This window comes from Lysobacter xanthus (genome assembly GCF_047159895.1).
In genome coordinates this window covers 1-26,483 of record NZ_BAAGAB020000039.1, presented here as the reverse complement: position 1 = coordinate 26,483, position 26,483 = coordinate 1, and the positions used below count along the sequence as shown (strand labels likewise).

At 70.1% G+C, this 26,483-nt stretch carries 27 protein-coding genes and 1 other RNA gene; 20 read left to right on the top strand and 8 right to left on the bottom strand.

The features are described from left to right. From ACY35P_RS10395 to asnS, 4 genes are all read right to left on the bottom strand, one after another. Positions 1 to 713 (bottom strand): FMN-binding negative transcriptional regulator (locus ACY35P_RS10395; RefSeq protein ID WP_462115761.1); only part of this gene is annotated, 713 nt, incomplete at its 3' end. Beyond that, positions 710 to 1,009: a hypothetical protein gene (locus tag ACY35P_RS10390; protein ID WP_462115760.1), complete on the bottom strand. Its 300-nt coding sequence runs from the start codon at positions 1,007 to 1,009 to the stop codon at positions 710 to 712. The genes ACY35P_RS10395 and ACY35P_RS10390, both read right to left, overlap by 4 nt. 1 nt (position 1,010) lies before the next feature. Beyond that, positions 1,011 to 1,319 carry a hypothetical protein gene (locus ACY35P_RS10385; RefSeq protein ID WP_462115759.1) on the bottom strand — a complete coding sequence of 103 codons (309 nt, stop codon included), beginning with the start codon at positions 1,317 to 1,319 and terminating at the stop codon, positions 1,011 to 1,013. Next, positions 1,319 to 2,719 (bottom strand): asparagine--tRNA ligase, encoded by a 1,401-nt coding sequence (gene asnS / locus ACY35P_RS10380; RefSeq protein WP_462115758.1) that lies wholly within the window; start codon positions 2,717 to 2,719, stop codon positions 1,319 to 1,321. The genes ACY35P_RS10385 and asnS overlap by 1 nt, the downstream gene beginning before the upstream one ends. A gap of 135 nt (positions 2,720 to 2,854) precedes the next feature. Between asnS and ACY35P_RS10375 the strand changes: the two genes are divergently transcribed. The 10 genes from ACY35P_RS10375 to ACY35P_RS10330 all read left to right on the top strand — a co-directional run bounded on the left by ACY35P_RS10375 (position 2,855) and on the right by ACY35P_RS10330 (position 11,777). Continuing rightward, a complete protein-coding gene (locus ACY35P_RS10375; protein WP_462115757.1) occupies positions 2,855 to 3,190 on the top strand; it encodes a HesB/IscA family protein in 336 nt (111 codons plus the stop codon). Positions 3,191 to 3,237: 47 nt separating this feature from the next. Beyond that, on the top strand, positions 3,238 to 5,037 hold the full coding sequence (locus ACY35P_RS10370; RefSeq protein WP_462115756.1) for a DUF885 domain-containing protein: 1,800 nt from the start codon (positions 3,238 to 3,240) through the stop codon (positions 5,035 to 5,037). Positions 5,038 to 5,201: 164 nt separating this feature from the next. Further along, positions 5,202 to 5,624 (top strand): 30S ribosomal protein S6, encoded by a 423-nt coding sequence (rpsF, locus tag ACY35P_RS10365; protein WP_462115755.1) that lies wholly within the window; start codon positions 5,202 to 5,204, stop codon positions 5,622 to 5,624. A gap of 12 nt (positions 5,625 to 5,636) precedes the next feature. Then, positions 5,637 to 5,867, top strand: coding sequence for a 30S ribosomal protein S18 (gene rpsR / locus ACY35P_RS10360; RefSeq protein WP_027083063.1), 231 nt, complete (start codon positions 5,637 to 5,639; stop codon positions 5,865 to 5,867). Positions 5,868 to 6,003: 136 nt separating this feature from the next. Next, a complete protein-coding gene (gene rplI, locus ACY35P_RS10355) occupies positions 6,004 to 6,456 on the top strand; it encodes a 50S ribosomal protein L9 (protein WP_462115754.1) in 453 nt (150 codons plus the stop codon). 243 nt (positions 6,457 to 6,699) lie between these two features. Then, a complete protein-coding gene (locus tag ACY35P_RS10350) occupies positions 6,700 to 8,112 on the top strand; it encodes a replicative DNA helicase (RefSeq protein ID WP_462115753.1) in 1,413 nt (470 codons plus the stop codon). Positions 8,113 to 8,204: 92 nt separating this feature from the next. Continuing rightward, on the top strand, positions 8,205 to 8,417 hold the full coding sequence (locus ACY35P_RS10345; RefSeq protein ID WP_462115752.1) for a KTSC domain-containing protein: 213 nt from the start codon (positions 8,205 to 8,207) through the stop codon (positions 8,415 to 8,417). A gap of 50 nt (positions 8,418 to 8,467) precedes the next feature. Next, positions 8,468 to 9,565, top strand: a complete 1,098-nt coding sequence (gene alr / locus ACY35P_RS10340; protein WP_462115751.1) for an alanine racemase — start codon at positions 8,468 to 8,470, stop codon at positions 9,563 to 9,565. A gap of 4 nt (positions 9,566 to 9,569) precedes the next feature. Continuing rightward, a complete protein-coding gene (locus ACY35P_RS10335) occupies positions 9,570 to 11,012 on the top strand; it encodes a cryptochrome/photolyase family protein (protein WP_462115750.1) in 1,443 nt (480 codons plus the stop codon). 84 nt (positions 11,013 to 11,096) lie between these two features. Next, positions 11,097 to 11,777 (top strand): YiaD family glycine zipper/OmpA-like lipoprotein, encoded by a 681-nt coding sequence (locus tag ACY35P_RS10330; RefSeq protein ID WP_462115749.1) that lies wholly within the window; start codon positions 11,097 to 11,099, stop codon positions 11,775 to 11,777. Between the two features lie 218 nt (positions 11,778 to 11,995). Here the strand turns inward: ACY35P_RS10330 and ACY35P_RS10325 are convergent, their stop codons facing one another. Next, positions 11,996 to 12,502 (bottom strand): MgtC/SapB family protein, encoded by a 507-nt coding sequence (locus tag ACY35P_RS10325; protein WP_462115748.1) that lies wholly within the window; start codon positions 12,500 to 12,502, stop codon positions 11,996 to 11,998. A gap of 88 nt (positions 12,503 to 12,590) precedes the next feature. On the opposite strand from ACY35P_RS10325, the gene ACY35P_RS10320 reads away from it, so the two are divergent. From ACY35P_RS10320 to ACY35P_RS10295, 6 genes are all read left to right on the top strand, one after another. Further along, positions 12,591 to 13,586: a ligase-associated DNA damage response exonuclease gene (locus tag ACY35P_RS10320; protein ID WP_462115747.1), complete on the top strand. Its 996-nt coding sequence runs from the start codon at positions 12,591 to 12,593 to the stop codon at positions 13,584 to 13,586. Beyond that, on the top strand, positions 13,583 to 15,175 hold the full coding sequence (locus ACY35P_RS10315) for an ATP-dependent DNA ligase (protein WP_462115746.1): 1,593 nt from the start codon (positions 13,583 to 13,585) through the stop codon (positions 15,173 to 15,175). Before ACY35P_RS10320 ends, ACY35P_RS10315 begins: the two co-directional genes overlap by 4 nt. Continuing rightward, the gene (locus ACY35P_RS10310) at positions 15,172 to 17,883 is read left to right on the top strand and encodes a ligase-associated DNA damage response DEXH box helicase (protein ID WP_462115745.1); all 2,712 of its coding nucleotides are present in this window, start codon (positions 15,172 to 15,174) and stop codon (positions 17,881 to 17,883) included. The genes ACY35P_RS10315 and ACY35P_RS10310 overlap by 4 nt, the downstream gene beginning before the upstream one ends. Next, on the top strand, positions 17,870 to 18,553 hold the full coding sequence (gene pdeM / locus ACY35P_RS10305; protein ID WP_462115744.1) for a ligase-associated DNA damage response endonuclease PdeM: 684 nt from the start codon (positions 17,870 to 17,872) through the stop codon (positions 18,551 to 18,553). Before ACY35P_RS10310 ends, pdeM begins: the two co-directional genes overlap by 14 nt. 74 nt (positions 18,554 to 18,627) lie before the next feature. Continuing rightward, positions 18,628 to 18,981, top strand: a transfer-messenger RNA (tmRNA) gene (gene ssrA, locus ACY35P_RS10300). Between the two features lie 77 nt (positions 18,982 to 19,058). After that, complete coding sequence (locus tag ACY35P_RS10295) at positions 19,059 to 21,221, top strand: CHASE domain-containing protein (protein ID WP_462115743.1); 2,163 nt, start codon at positions 19,059 to 19,061, stop codon at positions 21,219 to 21,221. Here the strand turns inward: ACY35P_RS10295 and smpB are convergent. Beyond that, positions 21,218 to 21,727: an SsrA-binding protein SmpB gene (smpB, locus tag ACY35P_RS10290; RefSeq protein WP_462115742.1), complete on the bottom strand. Its 510-nt coding sequence runs from the start codon at positions 21,725 to 21,727 to the stop codon at positions 21,218 to 21,220. The two genes, ACY35P_RS10295 and smpB, sit on opposite strands and share 4 nt — an antisense overlap. 48 nt (positions 21,728 to 21,775) lie before the next feature. Here smpB and ACY35P_RS10285 point away from each other — a divergent pair, with 48 nt between their 5' ends. Together ACY35P_RS10285 and ACY35P_RS10280 are read left to right on the top strand one after the other, a co-directional pair. Then, positions 21,776 to 22,207, top strand: a complete 432-nt coding sequence (locus ACY35P_RS10285; RefSeq protein ID WP_462115741.1) for a type II toxin-antitoxin system RatA family toxin — start codon at positions 21,776 to 21,778, stop codon at positions 22,205 to 22,207. Further along, on the top strand, positions 22,207 to 22,455 hold the full coding sequence (locus ACY35P_RS10280; RefSeq protein ID WP_462115740.1) for an RnfH family protein: 249 nt from the start codon (positions 22,207 to 22,209) through the stop codon (positions 22,453 to 22,455). The genes ACY35P_RS10285 and ACY35P_RS10280 overlap by 1 nt, the downstream gene beginning before the upstream one ends. Before the next feature lie 4 nt (positions 22,456 to 22,459). Here ACY35P_RS10280 and ACY35P_RS10275 read toward each other — a convergent pair whose 3' ends face one another. Further along, complete coding sequence (locus ACY35P_RS10275) at positions 22,460 to 22,861, bottom strand: outer membrane protein assembly factor BamE (protein WP_462115739.1); 402 nt, start codon at positions 22,859 to 22,861, stop codon at positions 22,460 to 22,462. Between the two features lie 156 nt (positions 22,862 to 23,017). Between ACY35P_RS10275 and fur the strand changes: the two genes are divergently transcribed. Then, a complete protein-coding gene (fur, locus tag ACY35P_RS10270; protein WP_462115738.1) occupies positions 23,018 to 23,431 on the top strand; it encodes a ferric iron uptake transcriptional regulator in 414 nt (137 codons plus the stop codon). A gap of 274 nt (positions 23,432 to 23,705) precedes the next feature. Here the strand turns inward: fur and recN are convergent, their stop codons facing one another. Then, on the bottom strand, positions 23,706 to 25,382 hold the full coding sequence (recN, locus tag ACY35P_RS10265; protein ID WP_462115737.1) for a DNA repair protein RecN: 1,677 nt from the start codon (positions 25,380 to 25,382) through the stop codon (positions 23,706 to 23,708). A gap of 83 nt (positions 25,383 to 25,465) precedes the next feature. On the opposite strand from recN, the gene hrcA reads away from it, so the two are divergent. After that, positions 25,466 to 26,483: heat-inducible transcriptional repressor HrcA (gene hrcA / locus ACY35P_RS10260; protein ID WP_462115736.1), on the top strand; the 1,018-nt coding region annotated here is incomplete at its 3' end.

Sequence of the window (26,483 nt, the reverse complement as noted above, 5' to 3'; positions counted from 1 at the left end):
CCCACGCGCGGCGCCACAAAGCGATCCACGATGTACAGCGGCCGATGCTTGGTCTCAACGAACATCCGACCTAGATATCCTTGGGCTTCGGTGAGTCGTTTCGCGCGCATCCACGCCGCGACCTCGCGGTCGGCGGCGGACCGCGACGCGAAGAGGCGCTCTTCCACCGCGATGCGATTGGCGATCGGATGGTTCTGGCTCAGCTTCGACTTCAGCTCCGCGCGCTCGACCCGAAGCCGGAAGCCGACGATGCCGCGCAGCTGCACGCGTTCGGCCGCGTTCCCGGGATCGAAGCGCCAGTCGCCGCCGGCGCGCGACTCGTGCGTTTCGGCGAGGCGCGAAACCACGTGCGCCAGTTGCGCCTCGTCGTCGAACGTCTCCAACGTGCCGTGCAGGTGCGCGACCACGTAGTTCCACGTCGGCACCCGCGCCTGGGCGGCCTTGTCCGGATACCAGCTCGGTGACACGTACGCCTGCGGCCCGTGGAGGATCGCGAGCGCCGCGCCCGCATGCCGGGCCTGCGGGTTGGGTCGCGCGACGTGTGCGAGAAGCTCGATGCCCGTCGCGTCGCGGCGATAGAGCACCGGCACGTGCAAGACGAACGGCTCGCCCTCGGCGACGGTGACCACGGAGGCGAACGGACAGGCGCCGGCCAGCTCGTCGAGTCGCGCGAGGTCGCGCTCGTCGAAGGCCGCCGGCAGGTAGAGGCTCATTGCCGGCGCGGGAGCTTGACGATCATCCGCGTGCGCAGTGCGTCCTCGTCGCGCCCCTGCGGCGGCGCGAGCGAAGCGAGGTCGAGGCCGCGGGCCTGCGCATCGTCCTCGTCGAGGCCTTCCAGCGCGACAAACTCGGCGTCCATCAGCGCGGCGCGCGCGCTGTCCTCGCTGTCATAGGGCAGGGTGGCGCCGTCGCAGTCGAAAACTTCCGCGGTGCCAGCCTCGAGCACCCGCAGGCGCGCCCAGATCAGCGTGTTGCCGGCCGTGGCGAGCCACCAGTCGTCGCGTCCCATCTCAGCTCCCCATCCAGGTGGACACCAGCCACAGCGCCCACGCCGCGAGCAGGCCGCCGAGGATCGTGAACAGCGAAACGCGCGCCGGCGTGGCGAGGCCGCTCAAGCCGCGATCGGGCGTCGCGCGGTACGCGCCCGTGAACAGCCACTTCCAAGCGCGCGGCTGGAAGAAGGCATTCGGGCCGAGCTGCGCCGCGAGGTCGGGGTGGCGGTCGCGGATGTGCACGAGCGCCAGCGGCCAGAAGATGACGAGCGCGGTCGCGCCGCCGATCGCGACGCCCAGGAAGCAGAGCGCGAAGAACAGGATCATCAGAACTCGGCCTGGCCCGGAGCGCGCGGATAGGGGATCGCATCGCGGATGTTCTGCAGGCCGCAGACGTAGACCACGAGCCGCTCGAAGCCGAGGCCGAAGCCCGCATGCGGGACCGTGCCGTAACGACGGAAGTCGCGGTACCAACCGTAGTGCTCGCGGTCGAGCCCGAACTGCGCCATGCGTGCGTCGAGGACGTCGAGGCGTTCCTCGCGCTGGCTGCCGCCGATGATCTCGCCGATGCCGGGCGCGAGCACGTCCATCGCGGCGACGGTCTTGCCGTCGTCGTTGAGGCGCATGTAGAACGCCTTGATGTGCTCGGGGTAATTCATGACCACGACCGGCCGGCCGACGTGCTGCTCGGTCAGCCAGCGCTCGTGTTCGGTCTGCAGGTCGAGGCCCCATTCGACCGGGAAGTCGAACTTGACGTTCGACTTCTGCAGCAGGCCGATCGCATCGGAATATTCGATGCGCTCGAACGGTGCATTGACGAACGCTTCCAGGCGCGTGATCGCATCCTTCTGCACGCGCTCGGCGATGAAGGCCATGTCGTCCATGCGCTCGTCGAGCACGGCGCGGAACAGGTACTTCAGGAAGTCCTCGGCGAGGTCGGCGTCGGCGGTCAGGTCGGCGAACGCGATCTCCGGCTCGATCATCCAGAACTCGGCGAGATGCCGCGTCGTGTGCGAGTTCTCGGCGCGGAATGTCGGCCCGAACGTGTAGACCTTGCTGAGCGCGAGGCAGTAGGCCTCGACGTTGAGCTGGCCCGAAACGGTGAGGAACGCTTCCTTGCCGAAGAAGTCGCGGTCGAAGTCGACCTTGCCTTTCGCGTCACGCGGCAGGTTTGCCATGTCGAGCGTCGACACGCGGAACATCTGGCCCGCGCCTTCGGCATCGGAGGTCGTGATGATCGGCGTCGAGATCCAGTAGAAGCCACGCTCGTGGAAGAAGCGGTGCACCGCCTGCGCGAGCGTGTTGCGGATGCGGGTGACCGCGCCGAAGAGGTTGGTGCGCGGGCGCAGGTGCGCGACCTCACGCAGGAACTCGAGCGAGTGCGCCTTGGGCTGGATCGGGTAGGTTTCCGGATCCTCGACCCAGCCGACCACCTCGATCGCGGAGGCCTGGATCTCGAAGGCCTGGCCCTGGCCCTGCGACTGCACGAGCTTGCCGGTCGCCACGATGGCGCAACCGGCGCTCAGGCGCTTGACCTCGCTCTCGTAGTTGGCGAGGTCCGCCGGGGCGACCACCTGGATCGGCGCGAAGCACGAACCGTCGCTCACGTTGACGAAGCTCAGCCCCGCCTTGGAGTCGCGGCGCGTGCGGACCCAGCCGCGCACCGTGACTTCGCCACCCGCCGGCACCTTGCCCGCGAGCGCCTGTTCGACGCTCATGATCGTCATGCGCAGACTACCGTCCTGTCTTGAAAACCGGGCCGGTGGGCCCGACGTGGGATGGAGAGTTTACGTGCTGTTGGCGGGGCGGCGCAGGGCGCTGCCTATACTCGTCGACCGCCGCACCGCCCCACCGGAGTCGCCATGGCCATCTCGCTCGCCCCCGCCGCCCTCGACCGCGTTCGCCGATATCTGGCCGAGACGCCGGACGCGCTCGGCCTGCGGTTCGGCGTGAAGCGCACCGGCTGCTCGGGCTGGCAATACGTGGCCGACCTGGCGAAGGACCGGGGCGACGACGACCGGATCTTCCTGCAGGACGACGTGCGCATCTACGTCGACGCATCCAGCCTGCCCATCGTGGACGGGACCGAGATCGACCTCGTCGCGCAGAAGCTGGGCGAGCAGTTCGTCTTCCGGAATCCCAACGTCCGCGCCGAATGCGGCTGCGGCGAGAGTTTCACCACGCAGGACGACGCCTGACCGCCCGGAACCGGCGCTAGACTCGGCCGTCGAACGCCGGGGGTGCCATGTTCCGATCCGTCCTGCTCGCTGCGGTGCTCGCCACCGCGCTGATCCCGTCTGCCGTCGCCGCGGCCACGGCTGAAACCGCTTCCCCGACCGGATCGCGGGACCTGCGCCGTCTCTTCGACGACGAGTGGGAGCGGGGCCTCGTCGAGTACCCCGAGAACGCCAGCTTCAACGGCGATCGTCGCTTCAACGCGCGCTGGACGGACTACAGCCTGGCGGCGATCGCCCGCCGTGAGGCGGCGGACCGGGCCGCGCTCGCTCGGCTGCACGCGATCGACTGGTCGCGGCTGGGCGATGCCGACCGGCTCGACTACGACACCTTCGAGTGGGAGCTCACGCGCAGCATCGAGCGTCAGAAGTTCCGGGAATACCTGCAGCCGGTGAGCCACCAGGGCGGCGTGCAGACGGCCGACGGCGTCGCCGAAGCGCTGCCGTTCGCGACCGTGCGCGACTACGAGGATTGGCTCGCTCGGCTGACCGCCGTGCCGGCGATGATCGACCAGACCACGGCGTTGATGCGCGAGGGTCTCCGCGCCGGCAGCATGCCGCCGAGCGTCCTGATGCAGCGCGTTCCCGCCCAGATCGCCGCGCAGGTCGTCGTCGACCCGTCGACCAGCCCGTTCTACCGGCCGTTCCTGCACTTCCCGGAATCGATCGCCGCCGCCGACCGCGAGCGGCTGTCGGCGAGCGCGCGCGAGGTCATCCGCGATCGCGTGGTGCCGGCGTATCGCGCCTTCTCGACGTTCTTCGCCAACGATTACCTGCCGCGCACGCGGGCGACCATCGCCGTATCCGACCTTCCGGGCGGCAAGGCGTACTACGACTTCCTGGCGCGCTACTACACGACCACCGACCTCGATGCCGCGCACATCCATGCGCTGGGCCTCGCAGAGGTGGCCCGCATCCGCGCGAAGATGGAGGACGTCAAGCGCGAGGCCGGGTTCGAGGGCACGTTGCCCGAATTCTTTACCTTCCTGCGCACGGATCCACGCTTCTTCGAGAAGACGCCCGAGGCGCTGCTCGAACGCTATCGCGCCACCGCGAAGCGGATCGATCCCGAACTGGTCAAGGTCTTCCGCGTCATCCCGCGCCAGCCCTACGGCGTGCGCCCGATTCCGGACAACGTCGCGCCCGACACCACGACGGCCTACTACCAGCAGGGCGCCGCCGACGGCAGCCGCGCGGGCTATTACTACGTGAACCTGTTCCGGCCCGACGTCCGGCCGACGTGGGAAATGATCCCGCTGACGCTCCACGAAGCGGTGCCAGGCCACCACTTCCAGTTCGCGCGCGGCCTGGAACTGCCCGACGCCCCGATGTTCCGGAGGACGGGCTATTTCGTGGCCTACGGCGAGGGCTGGGGGCTGTACGCCGAGCAGCTGGGCTACGAGATGGGCCTCTACGACGATCCCTACGACCGCTTCGGCCAGCTGACCTACGAGATGTGGCGGGCCGTGCGGCTGGTGGTCGATACGGGCATGCATTCGATGGGCTGGTCCCGCGAGCAGGCCATCGCCTACTTCAAGGCCAATGCCGCCAAGACCGACCAGGACATCGTCAACGAGGTCGACCGCTACATCGCGACCCCGGGGCAGGCGCTGGCCTACAAGGTCGGCCAGCTGCGGATCTCCGGCCTCCGCGAGAAGGCGCGGCGTGAGCTCGGCGACCGCTTCGACCTGCGCGACTTCAACGACACGGTGCTCTCCACGGGCTCGGTGCCCCTGGCCGTGCTCGAGCGGCACATCGATGCCTGGATCGCCGGCGTGAAGGGCGCGCCCGCGCCGAAGCCCGGCGGCTGACCGGGCAGGGCGCCGCAGGCGCTTTCACGCGGTTTGCACGTAACCCATTGAGCTGCCATACTTTCGTGCTACGCGGCCCCCGGGCTGCGGAGACCTTGCTCCACTGCCGCCGTATCGCAGGGGGCTGACCGGCGCGTCCGCGCCGCATCCACAAGGAAACGAAAATGCGTCATTACGAAGTCGTGTTCCTGGTCCATCCGGACCAGAGCGAGCAGGTCCCGGCCATGATCGAGCGCTACAAGTCGCTCATCGAAGGCGCCGAGGGCACCGTGCACCGTCTGGAAGACTGGGGCCGCCGCCAGCTGGCGTACCCGATCCAGAACCTGGTGAAGGCCCACTACGTCCTGATGAACATCGAGGCCTCGCAGGCCACGATGAACGAGCTGGTCGACAGCTTCCGCTTCAACGACGCCGTGCTGCGTCACCTCGTGATCGGCCGCGACGGCCCGGATACCGAGCAGTCGCTGATCATGAAGTTCAAGGACGAGAAGGGCGACAAGGGCGAGCGCGGCGAGCGCCGCCGCCGCGACGACGACGGTGATGCCGCTCCGGCCGCCGAAGCCTCCGACAACGCCGAAGCCGCCTAAGGAATCACGACCATGTCCAAGTTCTTCCGTCGCCGCAAGTTCTGCAAGTTCACGGCCGAGGGCATCAAGGAGATCGATTACAAGGATCTCAATACCCTGCGCCAGTACCTCACCGAGACCGGCAAGATCGTCCCGAGCCGCGTCACCGGCACCAAGTCGAAGTACCAGCGCCAGCTGGCCACGGCGGTCAAGCGCGCGCGTTTCCTCGCGCTGATCCCGTACACCGACAACCACAACGCGTAAGCGCGAGTCCCTCGGAAAGGCCCGCACATCGGTGTGCGGACTTTTCAGGAACGGCGCTGAGCCATTTCCATTCGGACAGCGATCCGCTGTGTCGCCCGCTAGAGCCGGGCGGCACTAACGAATACGGAGCACCACCATGCAGCTCATTCTTCTCCAGAACGTGACCAACCTCGGCCGCCTCGGCGACAAGGTCAGCGTCAAGCCGGGTTACGGCCGCAACTTCCTCGTGCCGCAGGGCAAGGCCGTTCCGGCGACCGCCGCGAACCTGGCCGACTTCGAGGCGCGCCGCGCCGAGTTCGAAGCCAAGGCCAAGGCGCAGATCGAAGGCGCCGAAGGCCGCCGCGCCGCGCTCGAGGGCGTCGAGGTCACCATCAGCGCGAACGCGTCGCCGGAAGGCAAGCTGTTCGGCTCGGTCACCCCGCGCGACATCGCCGAGCAGCTCACCAAGCTCGGCCACAAGGTCGACAAGTCGGAAGTCGTGATGGGCGAAGGCCCGTTCCGCCGCGCCGGCGAGTACGAGGTCCTCGTGCGCCTGCACGCCGACGTCGAGCAGACCGTCAAGGTGATCGTGGTCGGCGAACAGGCCTGATCCACGCACATCGCGACACGCGAAGGGCGCCTCCGGGCGCCCTTCGTCGTTTCCGCGCGTCGCAGCGGTTGCGACGATCGACGGCGGCCGCCGGTTCTTAGCCGGCGAGACCACGGCGTGCGACAAGACGGTCGACTTATCCCGACTTACCCACAGACTTATCTGCAACGGATGCAGGGCCGCGCTGGCTAGGATGCCGCTTGGATGGCGAGGCCGCGCACGCGGCCCGGAGCAGCAACGACGATGACCGCACGCGCCGGTTTCCGCAACGAAAAACGCTTCGAGACGCGCGCGGAGCAGCGCGTCGACCAGTTGCGCGTGCCGCCGCAGTCCGTCGAGGCCGAGCAGGCCGTCATCGGCGGCCTGATGCTCGCGCCCGACGCGTACGACCGCGTGGCCGACATGGTCAGCGACTCGGACTTCTACCGTCGCGACCACCAGCTGATCTTCCGCGCGATCCGCGAGCTGGCCGAGAAGAATCGCCCGTTCGACGCGGTCACGCTCGGCGAATGGTTCGAGTCGATGGGCCAGTCGGAGCTGGTCGCGGGCGGTGCCTATCTGATCGAACTCGCCAGCACGACCCCGTCTGCGGCGAACATCACGGCCTACGCCGAGATCGTGCGCGACAAGGCGATCCTCCGGCAGCTGATCGAGGTCGGCACCGAGGTCGTCAACAACGCCTTCCAGCCCGACGGACGCGAGAGCGCCGAGGTGCTGGAGGAAGCCGAGCGCGAAGTGCTCGCGATCTCGCAGGTGCATCGCTCGGGCCGTGCCGACTTCCTTCCGGTCACCAAGGCGCTGTCCGAAGCGTTCGACGAGCTGCAGACGCGATACGCGAACGGCAGCGGCGTCACGGGCCTGTCCACCGGCTACGTCGAGTTCGACGAGATGACGGCCGGCCTGCAGAAGACGGACCTCATCATCCTCGCGGCGCGCCCGGCGATGGGCAAGACGACGCTGGCGCTCAACATCGCCGAATTCGCGGCGTTCAAGAGCCGCCTGCCCGTCGCTGTGTTCTCGATGGAAATGTCCGCGTCGCAGCTCGCGATGCGCCTGATCTCGTCGGTCGGTCGCGTCAATGCGCAGCGCCTGCGCACGGGCCAGCTCGAGGACGAGGACTGGAGCCGCGTGACCGGCGCGATCCGGCAGCTGCGCGAGGCGAAGATCTTCATCGACGACGAGCCGGGCATGTCGCCGGCGAAGCTGTCGTCGAAATGCCGTCGCCTCAAGCGCGAGCACGGCCTCGGCCTCATCGTCATCGACTACCTGCAGCTCATGAGCGTGCCGGGCAACAGCGAGAACCGTGCGACGGAGATCTCCGAGATCTCCCGCTCGCTGAAGGGCCTGGCCAAGGAGCTGGGCGTGCCGGTCATCGCACTCTCGCAGCTCAACCGCTCGCTCGAAACGCGAACCGACAAGCGTCCGGTGATGGCCGACCTCCGCGAGTCGGGCGCCATCGAGCAGGACGCCGACATGATCGTCTTCATCTACCGCGACGATTACTACAACAAGGAAAATTCGCCGGACAAGGGCCTGGCCGAAGTGATCATCGGCAAGCAGCGAAGCGGCCCGACGGGCTCCTTCAAGCTCAAGTTCTTCGGCGAATACACGCGGTTCGACAACCTCTCGCACGACTCCATCGGTTCGTTCGAGTAAGTCCGCCGCGAATCGGACCGCGGCCTGAACGGCCGTGCGTCCATCCGTGGCGGTTCACAGCCCATGCGACGCCGGCTGCCTAGCCTGCAGCGGTGGACCGCATCGCTCTCGACTCGGAAGCCTTGGCCAGCGTCGGCTACGACGCGGCCGGCCGCGTGCTGGAAGTCGAATTCACCAGCGGCCGCGTCTACCAGTATTTCGACGTGCCGCGGCACGAGGTCGAACAGATGCTCCGGGCCGGATCGCAGGGCGCGTATTTCAGCGAACGCGTGCGCGACCGCTACGCGTTCGAGCTGGTGCACTGAGGGGCCATCGAGCGGGTGCCGGCCGCGCGCGCGCTCGCTAGACTGTCGCGATGGCACGCCCGACCTCCGCCACCATCCACGTCGACGCCCTGCGACATAACCTGGGCCAACTGCGCAGTCGCGCCGCCCGGAGCCGGATCATGGCCGTGGTCAAGGCCGACGGCTACGGCCACGGGCTGGAGCGGGTGGCCCGCGCGCTGGCCGGCGCCGACGCATTCGGTGTCGCGGCGCTGTCGGACGCCGAGCGGCTGCGAGCCGCCGGCATCTCCCAGCCGATCCTGCTGCTGTCGGGCTTCGACGAGCCCGCCGACATCGAGCGCCTCCGCGGCCTGCACGTCTGGACCGCGGTGCACCACGCCTCGCAGCTGGAAATGCTCGAGCAGGCCGGGCCGGGCGAGCCGCTCGACTGCTGGCTCAAGCTCGACAGCGGCATGCACCGGCTCGGCTTCGCGCCGGATGCCTTCCGCGACGCGCATCGCCGGCTGCTCGCATTGCGCGACGCGGGGACCGTCGGCGACGTCGTGCTGATGAACCACTTCGCGAGTTCGGACGAGTTCGCCGACAGTCCCTCGCAGGGCCTGCAGACACGCGAGCAGCTCGACGTCTTCCGCCACGCGACCGCCGGGCTCGACGGACTGCGCTCGCTCGCCAACTCGGCCGCCGTCCTCGGCTGGCCGGCCGCGCACGACGACTGGGTGCGCCCGGGCGGCGCGCTGTACGGCATCTCGGTGGTGGAGGGCCGCACCGGCGCCGATTTCGGCCTGCGTCCCGCGATGACGCTCTCCACGCGGCTCATCGCGGTCAACCGCGTGTGCAAGGGCGGCCGCATCGGTTACGCCGGCACGTGGGAATGCCCCGAGGACATGGACGTGGGCGTTGCCGCGATCGGCTACGGCGACGGTTATCCGCGCGCCGCGCCGCCGGGCACGCCGGTGCTGGTGGGCGGCCATCGAACGCAGGTGATCGGGCGCATCTCGATGGACCTCATGACGATCGACCTGCGCGGCGTTCCCGAGGCGCGTGTCGGCGCGCCCGTGACACTCTGGGGCGAGGAACTGCCGGTCGAGACGATCGCCGCGGGTGCGCGCACCATCGGTTACGAACTCACCTGTTCGATCACGCGCCGCGTCCGGTTCATCGAGCGCTGACGCCGTGCCTGTCGCGATCGTCTGGTTCCGGAACGACCTGCGGCTCGACGACCAGCCCGCGCTGCGCGCGGCGATCGAAGGCGGCTTCGACGTCCTGCCGGTCTATGTGCACGATCCGGACGGGGAGGGCGCTTGGGCGCCGGGCGCCGCATCCAATGCGTGGCGGGCGCGTTCGCTGGACGCGCTCGATGCGGCGTTGCACGCACGCGGCAACCGGCTGCATCGCTTCCTCGGCCATGCGGGGCCGACCCTCGCCGGTATCGCGGCGGCCAGCGGCGCATCAGCGGTGTTCTGGAACCGCCGCTACGAGCCGGCGATCGAGGCTCGCGACGCGCGCATCAAGCGCGACCTGCGCGAGCAGGGCCTGCAGGTGGAAAGCTTCAACGGCGCGCTGCTCGCCGAGCCGTGGACGATCCGCACGAAGCAGGGCGGCCCGTACCGCGTGTTCACCCCGTACTACCGCGCCGTACTCGCGCAGTGGTCGCCGGAGGCCTGCTGGTCCGCCCCGGAGCGCATTCCGCCGGCCGAGGGCGGCCCCGAGGGCGTCGTGGCCGAAGCGCTGAGGCTGGTCCCCGATCGGGACTGGGACACCTCGTTCTGGGAGCACTGGACGCCGGGGGAGGCCGGTGCGCACGCCGCGCTGGAGGCGTTCGTCGAAGGGGCGCTGCACGCGTACGCGGTCGATCGCGACCGACCGGACCGGATCGGGACGTCGCGGCTGTCGCCCCACCTGCATTTCGGCGAGATCGCGCCCTGGCGCGTCGTCGAGGCGGTCGAGCGCCTGCGCGGCCCGGTGCCGGATACGCACATCGACAGCTTCGTGCGCGAACTCGTCTGGCGGGAGTTCGCCACGCACCTGCTGCACCACACACCGCAGTCCGCCGACCGGGACCTCGACCCGCGCTTCGCGGGGTTCGACTGGGCACGTCCGCCGCGCCGCATGCTCCAGGCCTGGCGACGCGGCCGCACGGGCGTGCCGATCCTCGACGCCGGCATGCGCGAGCTGTGGACTACGGGCTGGATGCACGGCCGGGTGCGGATGCTCGTCGCCAGCTATCTGTGCAAACACCTGCGCGTGCACTGGCGCACCGGCGCCGAGGTCTTCTGGGACTCGCTCGTGGACGCCGACCTCGCGAACAATTCGATGGGCTGGCAATGGGTGGCCGGCACGGGCGCTGATGCCGCGCCGTATTTCCGCATCTTCAACCCGGTGACGCAGGCCGAGCGGTTCGACCCCGACGGCGCGTATGTCGCACGGTGGATTCCGGAACTCGCTGCGTTGCCGATGCCGCTCCGCCACGCGCCGTGGCGCGACCCCGCGGCGCTGGCGCGCGTTGCGCCACGCTATCCCCGGCAGCCGCTCGTCGACCTCGCGCGTGGCCGCGACGACGCGCTGCTCGCGTACCGGCGCCTACGGGATGCACGCCGCGCGGACGAAGACGGCTAGAAGCTGAATGGGGGCAGGCGGCCGTCACCTGTCGCCGACGGAATCGCACCTAGCGTGGCCTCGGTTCATCACCGAGGTCCTGCCATGAAAACCCATTCCAAGCTCCTGATCGCCGCGCTGGCCACCGCGATGGTCGCGGGTTGCGCCACCAATCCGAATGCCTATTCGACCAACCCGACGACGAACGACCGCACGCGCAACGGCGCGCTGATCGGCGCGGCCGTGGGCGCCGTCGCCGGCGTGCTCAGCGGCGACGACGCCGTCGAGCGTCGCCAGCGTGCCCTCGTCGGCGCGGGCGTCGGCGCACTTGCCGGCGGCGCCGTCGGCAACTACCAGGACCGCCAGGAACGCGCGCTGCGTGACAGCCTGCAGGGCACCGGCGTCGGCGTCGTCCGCCAGGGCGACAACATCGTCCTGACCATGCCGGACGCCATCACCTTCGGCACCGCCAGCTCTGCGTTGCAGCCGCAGTTCCGCCCGGTGCTCGACAATCTGGCCACCACCCTGAGCCAGTACAACCAGACGGTCATCAACGTCGCGGGTCATACCGACCAGCGCGGTGACGCCGGCTACAACCTGAACCTGTCGCAGCAGCGCGCCGAGTCGGTCGCCGGCTACCTCAGCGGTCGTGGCGTGACGCGTGACCGCATGGTCGTCGTCGGCCGCGGCGAGACCCAGCTGCTCTGCATGGAGAACACCGAGTCGTGCTGGTCGCGCAATCGCCGCGTCGAGATCACGCTGGTGCCGCTCCGCGCCCAGGGCTGATCGATTTCGTGAGGAAGAACGGAGCGCTTCGGCGCTCCGTTTTTTATGGGCGATCGGGAAACCGCGCGGTCGCTCCGGTGGCCTAGGGCGCGGGTCGCTCCTGCTGGCTGTGGACCGGCGTACATCCGCGACGGCGCGCCGCGGTCCGGAGTAGGCGCCCGATACCCGCGACACGGCCGACCGTCATTCCTACGAGCCCGCGAACGAACCGCGCCGCTTCAGTCGTCCGGCGAGGAGCGGTCCTTGTTCCCGCTGCCCTCGTCGGCCTCGTGGAGGCCGAGGCGGTATTCGACCCGATTGAGCGTCACCAGCACCGCGAGCGTCAGCAGCGTTGCGGCCACGGCGAGGACGAAGTGGTGCAGCCCGGTCATCACGCCGATCACCGCCACCATCAGCAGCGACGCCGCGGTGGTGATGCCGGCCACGGGCGCGCCGCGTCGGCGGGCGAAGATCGTGCCGGCGCCGATGAAGGCGACGCCGTTCACCACGGCTTCCACCAGGCGCAACGGATCGATGCGCAACTGGACGACGTCCGAATGGCCGGGCGGGTTCTCGAGCGTGAGCCGGCTGAGCGCCATGAGCAGGGCGGCCGCACCGGCGACCAGCATGTGGGTTCGGAAGCCGGCGGGGCGGTTCTTGAGTTCCCGCTCGTAGCCGATCACGCCGCCGAGCAGCATCGCGCCGGCCGCCGCCGCGACCGCTTCCAGTTCCGCCTGCCATTCCATGCCGTCACGTTCGGTGAGACGGCGTCAACGTACCGTCGCCGCGCACGCCTTGTCGGCGCGCTGACGGTCCGCCTCCTACGGTCGCTGCATGCCTTCCGATCTCGTCGTTCTCCGCCGTGAAGGGCTGTACTGCCCGCAGGGCGACTTCTACATCGACCCGTGGAAGCCGGTGGAGCGGGCGGTGATCACGCACGGCCACGGCGACCATGCGCGTCCGGGCAACGCCGTCTATTACGCGGTGCGCGACGGGCTGCCGATCCTGCGCTGGCGGCTGGGCGAGCAGGACTACCGCGTCACCGAATACGGCGAGCCGTTCGAGATCGGCGACGCGCGCGTCTCCTTCCATTCCGCCGGCCATGTGCTGGGCTCGTCGCAGGTGCGGATCGAGGCCGACGGCCAGGTCTGGGTGGCGTCCGGCGACTACAAGCGCCAGCCGGATCCCACCTGCGCGCCGTTCGAGGTCGTCGCGTGCGACACCTTCATCACCGAGGCGACGTTCGGCCTGCCGATCTACCGCTGGCCCGACACCGGCGACGTCGCCCGCGAGATCGTCGAGTGGCGCGACCACTGCGCCGCCCGCGGCGAGGCGGCGGTGCTGCTCTGCTACGCCCTCGGCAAGGCGCAACGCGTGCTGGCCGAACTCGCGATGTGGACCGACCGCCCGGTGTTCCTGCACGGCGCGGTAGCGGCGGGCGTGCAGGTCTATCGCGATGCGGGCGTCCGCATGGTCGAGACGTTGCCGGTGTCGGAAACGGCGAAGGGTGCCGAGTTCGCCGGCGAGCTGGTGCTCGCCCGGCCATCGGCCGCCGGCAGCCCGTGGATGCGCCGATTCAAGCGCGCCCAGACGGGCTTCGCGTCGGGCTGGATGCGGGTGCGCGGCAACCGCCGGCGCCGCAACTACGACCGCGGCTTCGTGGTCTCCGACCATGCCGACTGGCCCGACCTCATGCGCACGATCCGCGAAACCGGGGCGCGGCGCGTGATCTGCACGCACGGAAACACCGACGCGATCATCCGCGCGCTCAACGACGACGGGATCCCGGCGGAAGCGTTCGCGACCGATTTCGGCGGGGAGGGCGAATGAAGCGCTTCGCCGCGCTCTACACCGAGCTCGACCGGAGCACGGCGACGCTCGACAAGCGGGCGGCGCTGGTCGCGTACTTCCGCGATGCGCCGCCCGCGGATGCGGTGTGGGCGTTGTGGCTGCTGTCGGGGGGCAAGCTCGCGAAGATCGCGAACACGCGCGAGCTGCGCGAATGGCTGGCCCAGGAATCCGGCACGCCGGAATGGCTGATCGACGATTCGCATGCCCACGTCGGCGACCTGGCCGAGACCCTCACGTTGCTGCACGACGATCCGCCGCCGGGCCTGCCCGACGTGCCGCTGCACGAATGGGTCGAGAAGCGCCTCCTGCCGATCGCCGGTCGGGATCCCGCGCTCCGCCGCGCCGCGGTCGTCGACGGCTGGCGATCGTTGTGTTCGGACGAGCGCCTCGCCTTCAACAAGCTGCTGACGGGCGCGCTGCGCGTCGGCGTCTCGCAGCGTCTCGTGCAACAGGCGCTCGCGGAGATGTCCAGCATCGACATCGCGCGCATCGCCCAACGCATGCTCGGCAGCTGGGCGCCCACGCCACGATTCCTGCGCGACCTTCTCGATCCGGAGGAACTGCCGGGCGATCGCGAACAGCCGTATCCGTTCTTCCTCGCATCGCCGCTGGAGGCCGAGGCGCCCACGCTCGGCGCGATCGACGACTGGCTGCTCGAATGGAAGTGGGACGGCATCCGGCTGCAGCTGATCCGACGCGGACCGGAGATCGCGCTGTGGTCGCGCGGCGAGGAACGCCTCGATGGCCGTTTTCCCGAGATCGAGGACGCTGCGACGCTGCTCCCGCGCGATTGCGTCATCGACGGCGAGCTGATCGGCTGGCGCGCCGGCGACGAACAGCCGTTGCCGTTCACCGCATTGCAGACGCGCATCCAGCGCCGCAAGCCGGGCCCGAAAACGCTGGCCGACACCCCGGTCGTCGTCCTCGCCTACGACCTCCTCGAGCTCGACGGCCGCGACCTGCGCGAGGTGCCGCTCGGCGAGCGGCGCACCATGCTCGACGACCTGCTGTCGTCGACGAACGATCCGCGGATCGTGCCGTCGCCCGTGATCGAGGCCGGCGACTGGAGCGAAGCGCTCGCGCTGCGCGAAGCCGCACGCGAGCGCGGCGTCGAAGGCCTGATGCTCAAGCGGCGTGCCTCGACGTACCAGGTCGGCCGTCGCCGCGGCGACTGGTGGAAGTGGAAGATCGATCCGCTCAACATCGATGCGGTGCTGATCTACGCGCAGTCCGGCCATGGGCGGCGCAGCACGCTGTTCACCGACTACACGTTCGGGCTGTGGGACGGCGACACGCTGGTGCCGGTCGCCAAGGCCTACTCGGGACTCGACGACAAGGAGATCCTGCAGCTCGACCGATGGATCCGCGCGCATACGATCGAACGCTTCGGTCCGGTGCGCTCGGTCGAGGCGGTGCACGTCTTCGAACTCGGGTTCGAGGCGGTGAACCGATCGACGCGGCACAAGTCCGGCATCGCCGTGCGCTTCCCCCGCATCCTGCGCTGGCGGCAGGACAAGACGCCGCGGGATGCGGACAAGCTCGCTACGCTGCGGGCGTTGGCACGATGACCGGCTTCCTGCTGCGCGGCGCGCAGCCGCCCGACGGCGACGATCCGTACGCGGCCTATCCCGAACAGCCGCGACCGGATGCACCGCGGCAGACGGTGCAGTCGATCCGCCGCGAGCAGGCGCGGGCGGCCGCGGCGGCGCGCCGGCGCGCGGAAGCGGCCACCCGGGCCCAGCGGCAGCGCGACGCGGCAGTCGATCCGCTGTGCGTGCTGGAAGGCACCGTGCCCGAGGCGGCCGGCGTTCGCCGTTCGAGCCGTGCCGAGGGCGAGACGCCCGCAGTCGCCTTGCAGTCGTGGTTCGCCGCGCGTGGCTGGTCGCCTGCGGCGTTCCAGGAAGACGTCTGGTCGCGCTATCTGCGCGGCGAGTCGGGGCTTCTGCATACGCCGACCGGAAGCGGCAAGACGCTCGCGGCGTTCGGCGGCCCACTGCTGCAGGCGCTGGCCGAACCCGCAGCCGACTGCACGCCGCGACATGCGCTGAAGGTGCTGTGGATCACCCCGCTGCGTGCGCTCGCCGCCGACACCTTGCGCGCGCTGCGCGAACCGGTCGAGGGACTCGGCCTCGACTGGACGCTCGGCCTGCGCACCGGTGACGCCTCCGCGCGCGACAAGCGGCTCGCGCGCGAGGGCGGGCTCGACGTCCTCGTGACCACGCCCGAGTCGCTGGCCCTGCTGCTGTCGTATCCCGACACGTCGCCGCAGCTGGGCTCGCTGCGCTGCGTCGTCGTGGACGAATGGCACGAACTGCTCGGCACCAAGCGCGGCGTCCTGCTGCAGCTGGGACTCGCCCGGCTGCGCGCGCAGTCGTCGGCGCTGCGCATCTGGGGCCTGTCAGCGACGTTGGGCAACCTCGACGAGGCGCGCGACGTGCTGCTGCCGCACGCGCCCGGGGCCACCACGGTGTCCGGCGCCGCACCGCGCGCGATGACGCTGGAGACGCTCGTACCCGACGAGGGCGAACGGTTCCCTTGGGCCGGACACCTCGGCCTGACGCAGCTCTCGCGCGTGGCGGAGCGCATCTCGCGCGCGCGCACGAGCCTGCTCTTCACCAACACCCGCGCGTACGCCGAGCTCTGGCACCAGGCGTTGCAGGCGGTGTGGCCGGAGGATCCGTCGACGCTCGCCCTGCACCACGGTTCGCTCGATCCGGCGCTGCGCGCCGAGGTCGAAGCGGGGCTTCGCGACGGGCGACTGCGATGCGTCGTCGCGACGTCGAGCCTCGACCTCGGCGTCGATTTCCCCGCCGTGGACCAGGTGTTCCAGCTCGGCAGCCCGAAGGGCACGGCCCGCCTGCTGCAACGTGCGGGCCGCGCGAAGCACCGGCCGGGCGAATCGGGCCACGTCGTCTGCATCCCCACGCACCTGCTCGAGCTGGTCGAGTTCGCGGCGGTGCGCGAGGCGATCGGGCACGGCGAAGTCGAGGCGCGGCGACCGCCGCGCATGAGCCTCGACGTGCTGGCACAGCACTGCGTGACGCTCGCGGCCGGGGGCGGCTTCGATGCGGACGAACTGCTCGCCGAGGTGCGTGGCACGCACGCGTTTGCGGGACTGGCGGACGAGGCCTGGCAGTCGGTGCTCGATTTCGTCGTGCAGGGCGGCCGTGCGCTCGAACACTATCCGGACTTCCATCGCGTCGTTCGCGAGCCCGACGGCCGCTACGTGGTCGAGGACCGGCGCGTGGCGATGCGGCATCGCCTGTCGATCGGCACGATCGCCAGCGAGGGCAGCGTCGCGGTGAAGCTGATGCGCGGCGGCACGCTCGGCGCGGTGGAGGAGGGCTTCATCGCGCGGCTCAAGCCCGGTGACCGTTTCTTGTTCTCCGGCCGCATGCTGCAGCTCGTACGCATGGAGGCGATGACGGCGCTCGTGCAGCGCGCGCCGGCAGGGGAGGGACAGGTGCCGCAGTGGACCGGCATCCGGCAGCCGCTGTCGCGCGAACTGGCCTCGCGCGTGGAGCGCCTGCTCGCGCGGCCGGTCGACGCGCCGGAGATGCGCGCCGTGGAGAACCTGCTGGGCCTGCAGTCGCGGCTGTCGTCGCTGCCGGGTAACGGTCGGCTGCTGGTGGAGTGGACCAAGACGCGCGAGGGTCCCCAGCTGTTCGTGTTCCCGTTCGCGGGGCGCCTTGCGAACGAAGGCCTCGCCGCGTTGCTGGCCCTGCGCTGGGCACGCGAGGCGCCCAACACGTTCGGCTATGCCGCGAACGACTACGGCTTCGTGCTGAAGCCGGCGAAGGACGTCGAGGTCGACGCGGACCACCTGCGCACGCTGCTCGCGCCGGAGCGCCTGTTCGAGGACCTGCGCGAGAGCCTCAACGTGGGCGAACTCGCGCGCCGGCAGTTCCGCGAGATCGCCCGCATCGCCGGCCTGCTGCCGCCGACGCTGCCGGGTCGGCCGCAGAAGAGCATGCGCCAGCTGCAGGCGTCGAGCGGGCTGCTGTACGACGTGCTGCAGCGTCACGATCCCCACCACATGCTGCTCGAGCTCGCCGAACGCGAAGTCTTCGCGGGTCAGCTCGAAGTGCAGCGCCTGCAGGTCGTGCTCGACGACTGCGCAGGCCGCGAGATCCGCCTCGTACGCACCGCGGGGCTGACGCCGCTGTCGTTCCCGTTGTGGGCCGAAGGCCAGCGCGGGCAGCACAGCTCGGAGGACTGGCGCACGCGCGTGCAGCGCGCCGCCGAACGACTGGAAAAACGCCATGCGCGTGGATGACGGCCGCTGGGTCGACGCGGAGATCGCCGGCGAGCCGATGCGGCTGCTCGCATCACGCGCGCTGTACTGGCCGCGCGAGCGCCGGCTGTTCCTCTCCGACCTGCATCTCGGCAAGGCCGACGTCTTCCGTCGCGCGGGCATCGGGCTGCCGCGCGGCGGTACGGCGGACGACCTCGATCGCCTCTCGCAGGCGATCAGCGCGACCGGCGCGACGTCGGTGTGGATCCTCGGCGACGTGGTCCACGGCGCGGTGAACGACAGCGCATGGCGCGACGACTGGGCGGCATGGCGCGCGACCCATCCCGACGTCGCGGTCGCCGCGCTGACCGGCAACCACGATCGCGCGCTCGCGGGCGCGGGCCTCGGCGTCGAACTGCTCGGCGAAGCCGTCGACACGGGGCCGTTCGCACTGCGCCATGAACCGCAGCGGGTGGAGGGCCTGCACGTCGTGAGCGGGCACCTGCATCCCTGCGTGTCGATTCCCGAACTCGGGCCGCGCCGCTGGCCGGTCTTCTGGCTGCAGCCGCGCATCACCGTGCTGCCGGCGTTTTCGGCGTTCACCGGCGGCTGCAACGTGGATGCCTCGCACGCCGACGGCCTGGTGGTCTGCGCCGACGGGACGGCCGCGTGGCTGCGGCGACCGCGTCGGCGTGGGAACGCCGCCGGCTGAACAGGGCCATCCGCCGGCCTTGTGATGCCGGCCCGCGCCCCTATACTGGTTGCGTCAGCGGATTGCTGGCTCCCGGGGGTGCACTGGCTTCGACGGGGGTCGCGAAATCGCCTGGCGCATGCCGAGGGGGTAGCTTTCCTCGTTAATCCAGCTGCAAAACTCTAGTTGCCAACGACGACAACTACGCTCTCGCCGCTTAAGGCGTAAGCCCCGAAACAGCTTGTGTCCGTGCTCGCTGCGTAGGGTCATCATCACGGAATCGCCGGTGATGGCTGCCTGTCAGTCGCCGGTTAACTCAAAGCGGGCTGGTCCTGGGATGCGCTTTGCACGCCGTGCTGTCCCGGGGCGAGATCCAACGGCGAGCTAAGCATGTAGTGCCGGGGATGGAGTGCCTTCGGACGGGGGTTCGACTCCCCCCACCTCCACCAATCCCAGAAGGCCCCGCCGAAAGGCGGGGCCTTTGTCTTGGCCCCGTCCACGCAGACGGCGACGGTATGCTGTCGCGATGCAACCTGCGAACCCCGCATCGAGCACGCTCGCCTCGCGCCTCCTGCCGCGCGGGAGCCACCTGCTCGCGTTCGCGGTGCTGCTGGCGTCGCTGCTGCTCGTGTGGATGGCGTGGAGCACCGCGCGCGAACGCGAGATGCGCGCCGCGCGCGCGGAATTCGAAAGCGCGACCGACGAGGTCGCCGACCTGCTGCGGCAGCGCCTGTCGCAATACGAGCTCCTGACCCGCGGCGGCGTCTCGCTGTTCGCGTCCGTCGCGCGGCCGACGCCACGCCAGTGGCAGGCCTACGTCGACGGCATGGGCGTGGCCGAACGCTATCCGGTGATCGTCGGGCTCGGCTTCGTGGGTTACGTGCCTAACGCGCGGCTGTCGCAACTCCAACTCGAATGGCGCGACTCGGGCTACGGCCTTCTCAACATCCGGCCGCGGGGCGTACGCCAGGTCTACGGTCCGATCCTCTACCTCGAACCGCGTCGTCCCGAGAATGTCGCGGCGATCGGCTTCGACATGTACAGCGAAGCCGAGCGCCGCCTCGCGATGGATGCGTCCCTGCAGGACGGCCGCCCGCACCTCACCGGCTCGGTCCGCCTCGTGCAGGACGGGCCCGGCCTTCCGTCCAGCCTGCTGATGTACCTGCCCATCTACCGTGCCGGCGACCAGCCCGCCACGCTGGAAGCCCGCCGCGAGTCGATGCAGGGCTGGATCTACGCCCCCATGCGGATGCAGCCGTTCGTGGACGACGTGCTCGGCGACCGGTTGCGCGAACTGCACGTCCGCATCGTCGATACGACCGGTGGCGCCGAACGCATCCTGTTCGACGGTGGCACGCGCACCGCGGTGCCGGCGTTCACCCGGAGCGTCACGCGTCCGATGTACGGCCGGCGCTGGCGTTTCGAATACGCCTCGCGGGAACTCGCCGAGACGGCACCCGGGTTGCGCACGCTGCGGGGCATCCTGCTGCTGGGCCTGGTCGCCGCACTGCTGCTGTACGGCATCGCGTTCACGCTCGCGCGCACCGGCATCCGCGCGCGCGCGATCGCCGCACGGCTGACCGAGGAGTACCGGCGCAGCGAGATGCGCTTCCGCGCGGCCATGCAGTATTCGGCGATCGGCAAGGCGCTCCTCGACAGCCACGACTGCGTGGTCGACGTGAATCCCTCGTTCGCGCGCATCATCGGTCGGCCCGCGGAGCAGCTGGCGGGCCTGCCGTTCGAATCGTTGTTCGATGCGCGCGAGGGCGAAGCGCCGAAGCGCGAGGAGTCCGAAGGCGTGTGGCGGGGCATGCGCCGCTTCCAGCGCCCGGACGGCGGCGTTCGGCACGTGCACCTGACGTATTCGCACGTGCCCGGCACCGTCGGCCAGGACGTCGCCGGGCTGCTGCAGATGGAGGACGTCACCGAACGGCTGCTCGCGGAGGCGAGGGTGCATGCGCTCAATCGCACGCTCGAGGCGCGCGTCGCGATGCGCACGCGGGAACTCATGCGCGCCAACCAGGAACTCGAATCGTTCGCCTACAGCGTTTCGCACGACCTGCGCGCGCCGCTGCGGGCGATCGACGGATTCAGTCGCATCCTTTCCGAGCGCTATGGCGAGCGCCTCGACGACGCCGGCCGGGGCTACCTCGTGCGGGTGCGCCGCGCCGCCACGCGCATGGGCGAGCTGATCGACTCGATGCTGCAGCTCTCGCGCCTGTCGCGAAGCGCGCTGAAAGTCGAGACCGTCGACCTCAGCCGCATGGCCACCGAACTGCTCGAAGAACTGCAGGTCGCCGACCCCGAACGCCGCGTCGAGACCGTGGTGCAACCCGGCCTCGACGTGCCCGGCGATCCGTCGCTCCTGCGCGGCCTGATGCAGAACCTGCTGGGCAATGCCTGGAAGTTCTCGCGGCAACGCGAACCGGCGCGTATCGAGTTCGGCCTGACGCCCGAGGGCGAGTACTTCGTCCGCGACAACGGCGCCGGATTCCCGCAGGAGTACGTGGACAAGCTGTTCCGGCCGTTCCAGCGCCTGCACACGGAGGAACACTTCGCCGGGCACGGCATCGGGCTGGCGACGGTGTTCCGCATCGTCGAGCGCCACGGCGGCACCATCCGCGCCGAAGGCGCGGTGGGGGAAGGCGCGACCTTCTACTTCACCCTGCCGGGGCCGGGCGAGGTCTAGGCGTTCTTGTTGTGCGCCCGCATGGTGCGCTGCTTCTCGCGCTGCCAGTCGCGTTCCTTGCTCACGTCGCGCTTGTCGTGCTCCTTCTTGCCCTTCGCAAGCGCGACCTCCGCCTTCACCTTGTTGCCTTTCCAGTACAGCGCGGTCGGCACGACGGTGTAGCCGTCACGCTGCATGCGCCCGATCAGGCCGTCGATCTCGTTCCGGTGCATCAGCAGCTTGCGCGTGCGCCGCTCCTCGGGGATCACGTGCGTCGACGCCGACAGCAGCGGGGTGATCTGCGCGTTGAAGAGGAACATCTCGCCGTTGCGGATGACGGCATAGGCTTCGCCGATGTTCGCGCGACCGGCGCGGATCGCCTTCAGCTCCCAACCCTGCAGGGCCAGGCCGGCTTCGGTGCGCTGTTCCAGGTGGTACTCGTAGCGCGCGCGCTTGTTCAGCGCGATCGTGCCGCCGGCGGCCTTTGACTTATCCTTGCCGGACTTTCCCTTCGAATGCTTGCTCATCGGCCCATTGTCCCCGATCGCGGGGCGAGCCGGCGAGAAGGACCGAGAATGCCCACCATCCGCCGCACCGCGCTCGTCGAGCACTCCGCCGCCCGGATGTTCGGGCTCGTCAATGACGTCCGGGGGTATCCGGCGCGATTCGACTGGTGCGACGGCGCGACGGTGCTCGAGGAATCCCCCGACCGCATGCTCGCGCGGCTCGACCTGAGGCTCGGTGCGTTCCGCACCTGGTTCGTGACCGAGAACGTGCTCGCGCCGCCGCACCACATCGACCTGAAGCTCGTCGAGGGCCCGTTCCGTCGCCTCGGCGGGCGGTGGGAGTTCCACGCACTGGACGAATGCGCCTGCCGCGTCACCCTGAGCCTCGACTTCGAGCCGGCCGTGCGCCTGCTGTCGGGCGCGTTCGCGCTCGGCTTCCAGACGCTGGCCGACCGCATGGTGGACGACTTCGTCCGCGCGGCCGACCGCGCCGACACGTGATGCGGATCGAAGTGGTCTGCGCCTGGCCTCGGCGCCACGCGTCGACGTGGCTGGACCTGCCGCAAGGCGCGACGGTGGCCGACGCGTTGCGCGCCGCCGGACTGGAGGGTTCGGCTGTCGCCGTGTTCGGCGAACGCGCGGAACCCGGCCGGACGCTGGCCGAAGGGGATCGAGTGGAAGTGCTGCGCCCGCTGATCGCGGACCCCAAGGACGCGCGCCGTCGGCGTGCGTCGAAGCGCGCCGACTAGGCGATCAACCGCCGCGGCGGCGCTTCTTGTCCTTGTCCTTCGCCAGGTTCGGTCCGAACTGGCGGATGGACTGGCGCGCGAGCTGCTCGTCCTGCTCCGGGAAGTAGTCGCCTTCCCAGCGCACCACCTTGTCGCCCTCGAAGAACACCGTCAGGTTCTTCTTCTCGGTCTTCGCGACCCGGCCGACACGCTGCGTGGCGACGTAGTCCCACCGATCCTGGTGGTACGGATCGGCCACCGATGGCGTGCCGAGCAGGAGCGCCACCTGCTGCTTGTCCATTCCGGCCTGCAACTGGTCGACCGCCGACTTCTCGAGCAGGTTCCCCTGGTAGACGGGCTGGTGGTAGACGATGCCGCAGCCGGTGGTGAGCAGCGCGGCGACGAGGACGGGAAGCAGCTTTCGCATGGGACTCGAGGATCCGGCACGACGAGGTCGTGGACGGCCGGATGATACACTGCCGTCCGCCCGCCGCGTCCCGTGCGGCGACGTGCGTCAGCCGCGGTTGGGCGACGCGAGGCGAGCAGAATGCTCGGCGCCCGCAGCGGCCGCCACGGAGCCCCGATGGAATCGCAAGACCTCCGCAACGCCGGCCTCAAGGTGACCCATCCGCGCCTTCGCATCCTCGACGTGCTCGAGACGACGCAGAGCCGGCACCTCACGGCCGAGGACATCTACCGCAAGCTGCTCGACGCGGGCGAGGACATCGGACTGGCGACGGTGTACCGCGTGCTCACCCAGTTCGAGGCGGCGGGGCTGGTGCTGAAGCACCATTTCGAGTCCGGGCAGTCCGTGTACGAACTCGATCGCGGCGAGCATCACGACCACATGGTCGACGTCGACACCGGCAAGATCATCGAGTTCGAGAGCGCGGAGATCGAGGCGCTGCAGCATCGGATCGCGGCCGAGCACGGCTACGAGATCGAAGCGCATTCGCTCGTGCTGTACGTGCGCAAGAGCAAGTCGGCCGCGCGCTGATCGATCCAAGGCGGCGCCGCAATCCGGACTCGGCCCGGCCTTGCGAATCCGCGGTGTCCGAGCGTGACCCGCCCGTCGGTAGCGCGGCCGCGCCGCTCGTCGCCTTCGAGGATTTCGCGGGGCGCCCGGCGGTAACAGGGAGAGTGGGGCGAGCACGCTGCGTGCCGCGCTGCCGTCGTCGTCCTACGTCGTCGAGCCCGAATACGCTCGGATGTCGCCGACCTCGCGGCATCCATGGCGCCGGGCACCCCGCCGGCGCGCTGGATCCATGCGGTCAGACGACGTCCTGCAGCAGCCGCTTCGCCGCCGCGCGCGCCTCGCGGGTCAACTCGACACCGCCGAGCATGCGCGCGAGTTCTTCCTCGCGATCTCCCGTGGACAGCGCACGCACCTCGCTCTGCGTGACGCCGTCGCTCTTGGACTTCATGACGCGATAGTGCGAATGGCCCTGCGCGGCCACCTGCGGAAGGTGAGTGACGCACAGCACCTGGCGGTGATCGCCGAGCGCGCGCAGCTTCTGCCCGACGATGTGCGCGACGGCGCCGCCGATGCCGGTGTCGACCTCGTCGAAGATCATCGTCGGCACCGCATCGAGCCCGAGCGAGGCCACCTCGATGGCGAGCGAGATGCGCGCGAGCTCGCCGCCCGAAGCCACCTTGCGCAGCGGCCGCGTCGGCTGGCCCGGGTTGGCGCTGACCATGAATTCCACGCGCTCGGCGCCCTGCGGATCGGGCCGATCGGAGGCCGTCGGCTCGAAAGCCAGTTCGAACGTGCCGCCGCCCATCCCGAGTTCGCCCATCAGCTCGGTGGTCGCCGCCGACAGCGAGGACGCCGCCGCCCGGCGCGCGGCGCTGAGAACCGCGGCCGCCGCGGCCCATGCCTCGCCGGCACGGGCGATCTCCGCGTCGAGCACGACGAGCCGATCGCCCGCGCCGCGCAGCGCTTCGAGCTCGGTGCGAAGCGCGTCGCGCCGCGGGCCGAGCTGGTCGGGCGTCAGCCGGTGCTTCCGCGCCAGTTCGTGGATCCGGCCGAGCCGGCGCTCGAGTGTCTCGAAGGCGTCCGGATCGATGTCGAGGTCGCTGCGGATGCGTTCGAGCGCGGCGAGCGCCTCGTCGACCTGGATGGTCGCGAGGTCGAGCATGCCGTCGACGTCGAGCAGCCGCGGCTCGTGTTCGCTCGCGCGGCCGAGTTCGCCACGCACCTGCGCGATGACCCGCGAGATCGACGGACCTTCGTCGCCGCCGAGGCGTGCGAAGGCGTTGTCGCAGGCGCCGATGAGGGCGGTGGCGTGGCCGAAGCGGCGATGGTCGACCTGCAGCTTCTCGAGGCTGGCGGGTTCCAGATCCTCGCGCTCCAGCTCGACGAGCTGGTGCTGGAGCCAGTCGATCCGGTCGGAGACGTCGCCCTGCGCCGACAGCCGCTCCCGCTCCCGAAGCAGGTCCGACCAGACCGTCGCCGCGCGGGCGACCGCGGCGCGCTGCGCATCCGTCCGGCCGAATGCGTCGAGAAGCGCCATCTGGCTCGAGCGCGACAGCAGCGCCTGATGCTCGTGCTGGCCGTGGATCTCGACCAGCCGGCCGCTCAGCTCGTTCAGCTGGGCGATCGTCGCGGGGCGGCCGTTGATCCACGCCTTCGAGCCGCCGTCGGCACGGACGACGCGGCGGATCCGGCAGGCGCCGGCCTCGTCCTCATCGTCGAGCTCGTTGTCGCGCAGCCAGTCGCGCGCGGCGGGGGCGCCCGCGAGGTCGAAGTCGGCGGACAGCTCGGCGCGCTCGGCGCCGTGGCGGACGACGCCGCTGTCCGCGCGGAGCCCGGAAATGAGCCCGAGCGCGTCGACCAGCAGCGACTTGCCGGCACCGGTCTCGCCGGAGATCACCGTGAGGCCGGGGCCGAATTCCAGCTCGGCGCCGGTGACGACGGCGAACTGCTTCAGCGAGAGATGGGTCAGCATGTGCGAATTGTGCCCGGCTGCCTGTCGCGCCGATAGCGACGCTGCGGCTTGCGCGGCTCCGCCCGTCCCCTTATATGCCCGTCATGAGCCGTCGACCCAGCGACCCCAGCCAGGATCCCCGTGCGCGCCACCTGCTGCGCACGCTGATCGGGCGGTACATCCACGACGGCGAACCCGTCGGGTCGCAGACGCTCGCCCGCCATTCGGGCCTCGACGTCAGCGCGGCGACGGTGCGCAACATCCTGTCCGACCTCGAGGATGCGGGCCTCCTCAGTGCGCCGCACACCTCGGCCGGCCGGATACCCACGGCGCAGGGGTACCGGCTGTTCGTGGACTCCCTGCTGCAGGTGCGCCCGCTGCCGGAGGGCGAGGTGGCCCGGTTGCGCGAGGAACTGCCCGCGCGGTCGGGCACGCAGGCGCTGCTCGGCAGCGCGTCGGAGCTGCTGTCGGCGATGACGCATTTCGTCGGCGTGGTGAGCGTGCCGCGGCGCGAGCAGTTCGTGTTCCGCCGCATCGAATTCGTCGGCATCGACGAGCAGCGGGTGCTCGCGATCCTGGTATTCGCCGATGGCGACGTGCAGAACCGGATCATCCAGTCCCGCCGGCCGCTGGAGCCCGGCGAGCTCGAACGCGTCGCCAACTACCTCAACGCGCATTTCGCGGGCCGCTCGCTCGCCGACATCCGCAGCGTGCTGCTCCATGAGATGCGTGCGGCGCAGGACGAGCTGAACCGGTTGATGGGCCGGTCGATCGAACTCGCCGAGCAGGCGCTGGCGCCGGCCGACGAGGACATGCTGGTGGCCGGCCAGACGCGCCTGATGGGCGTGCAGGAGCTGGCCGACATCGACCGCCTGCGCGACCTCTTCGACGCGTTCTCGCGAAAGCGCGAGATCCTGCAGCTGCTGGAGCGCACGGCCAAGGCCCCCGGCGTGCGCATCTTCATCGGCGAGGAGACGGGCCTCGCGCCGCTCGACGGCGTATCGCTGGTGACCGCGCCCTACGTCGCCGGCGGGCAGGTGCTGGGCGTGCTGGGCGTGATCGGTCCGACCCGGATGGCCTATGACCGGGTGATCCCCGTGGTGCAGGCCGCGGCCGACATCC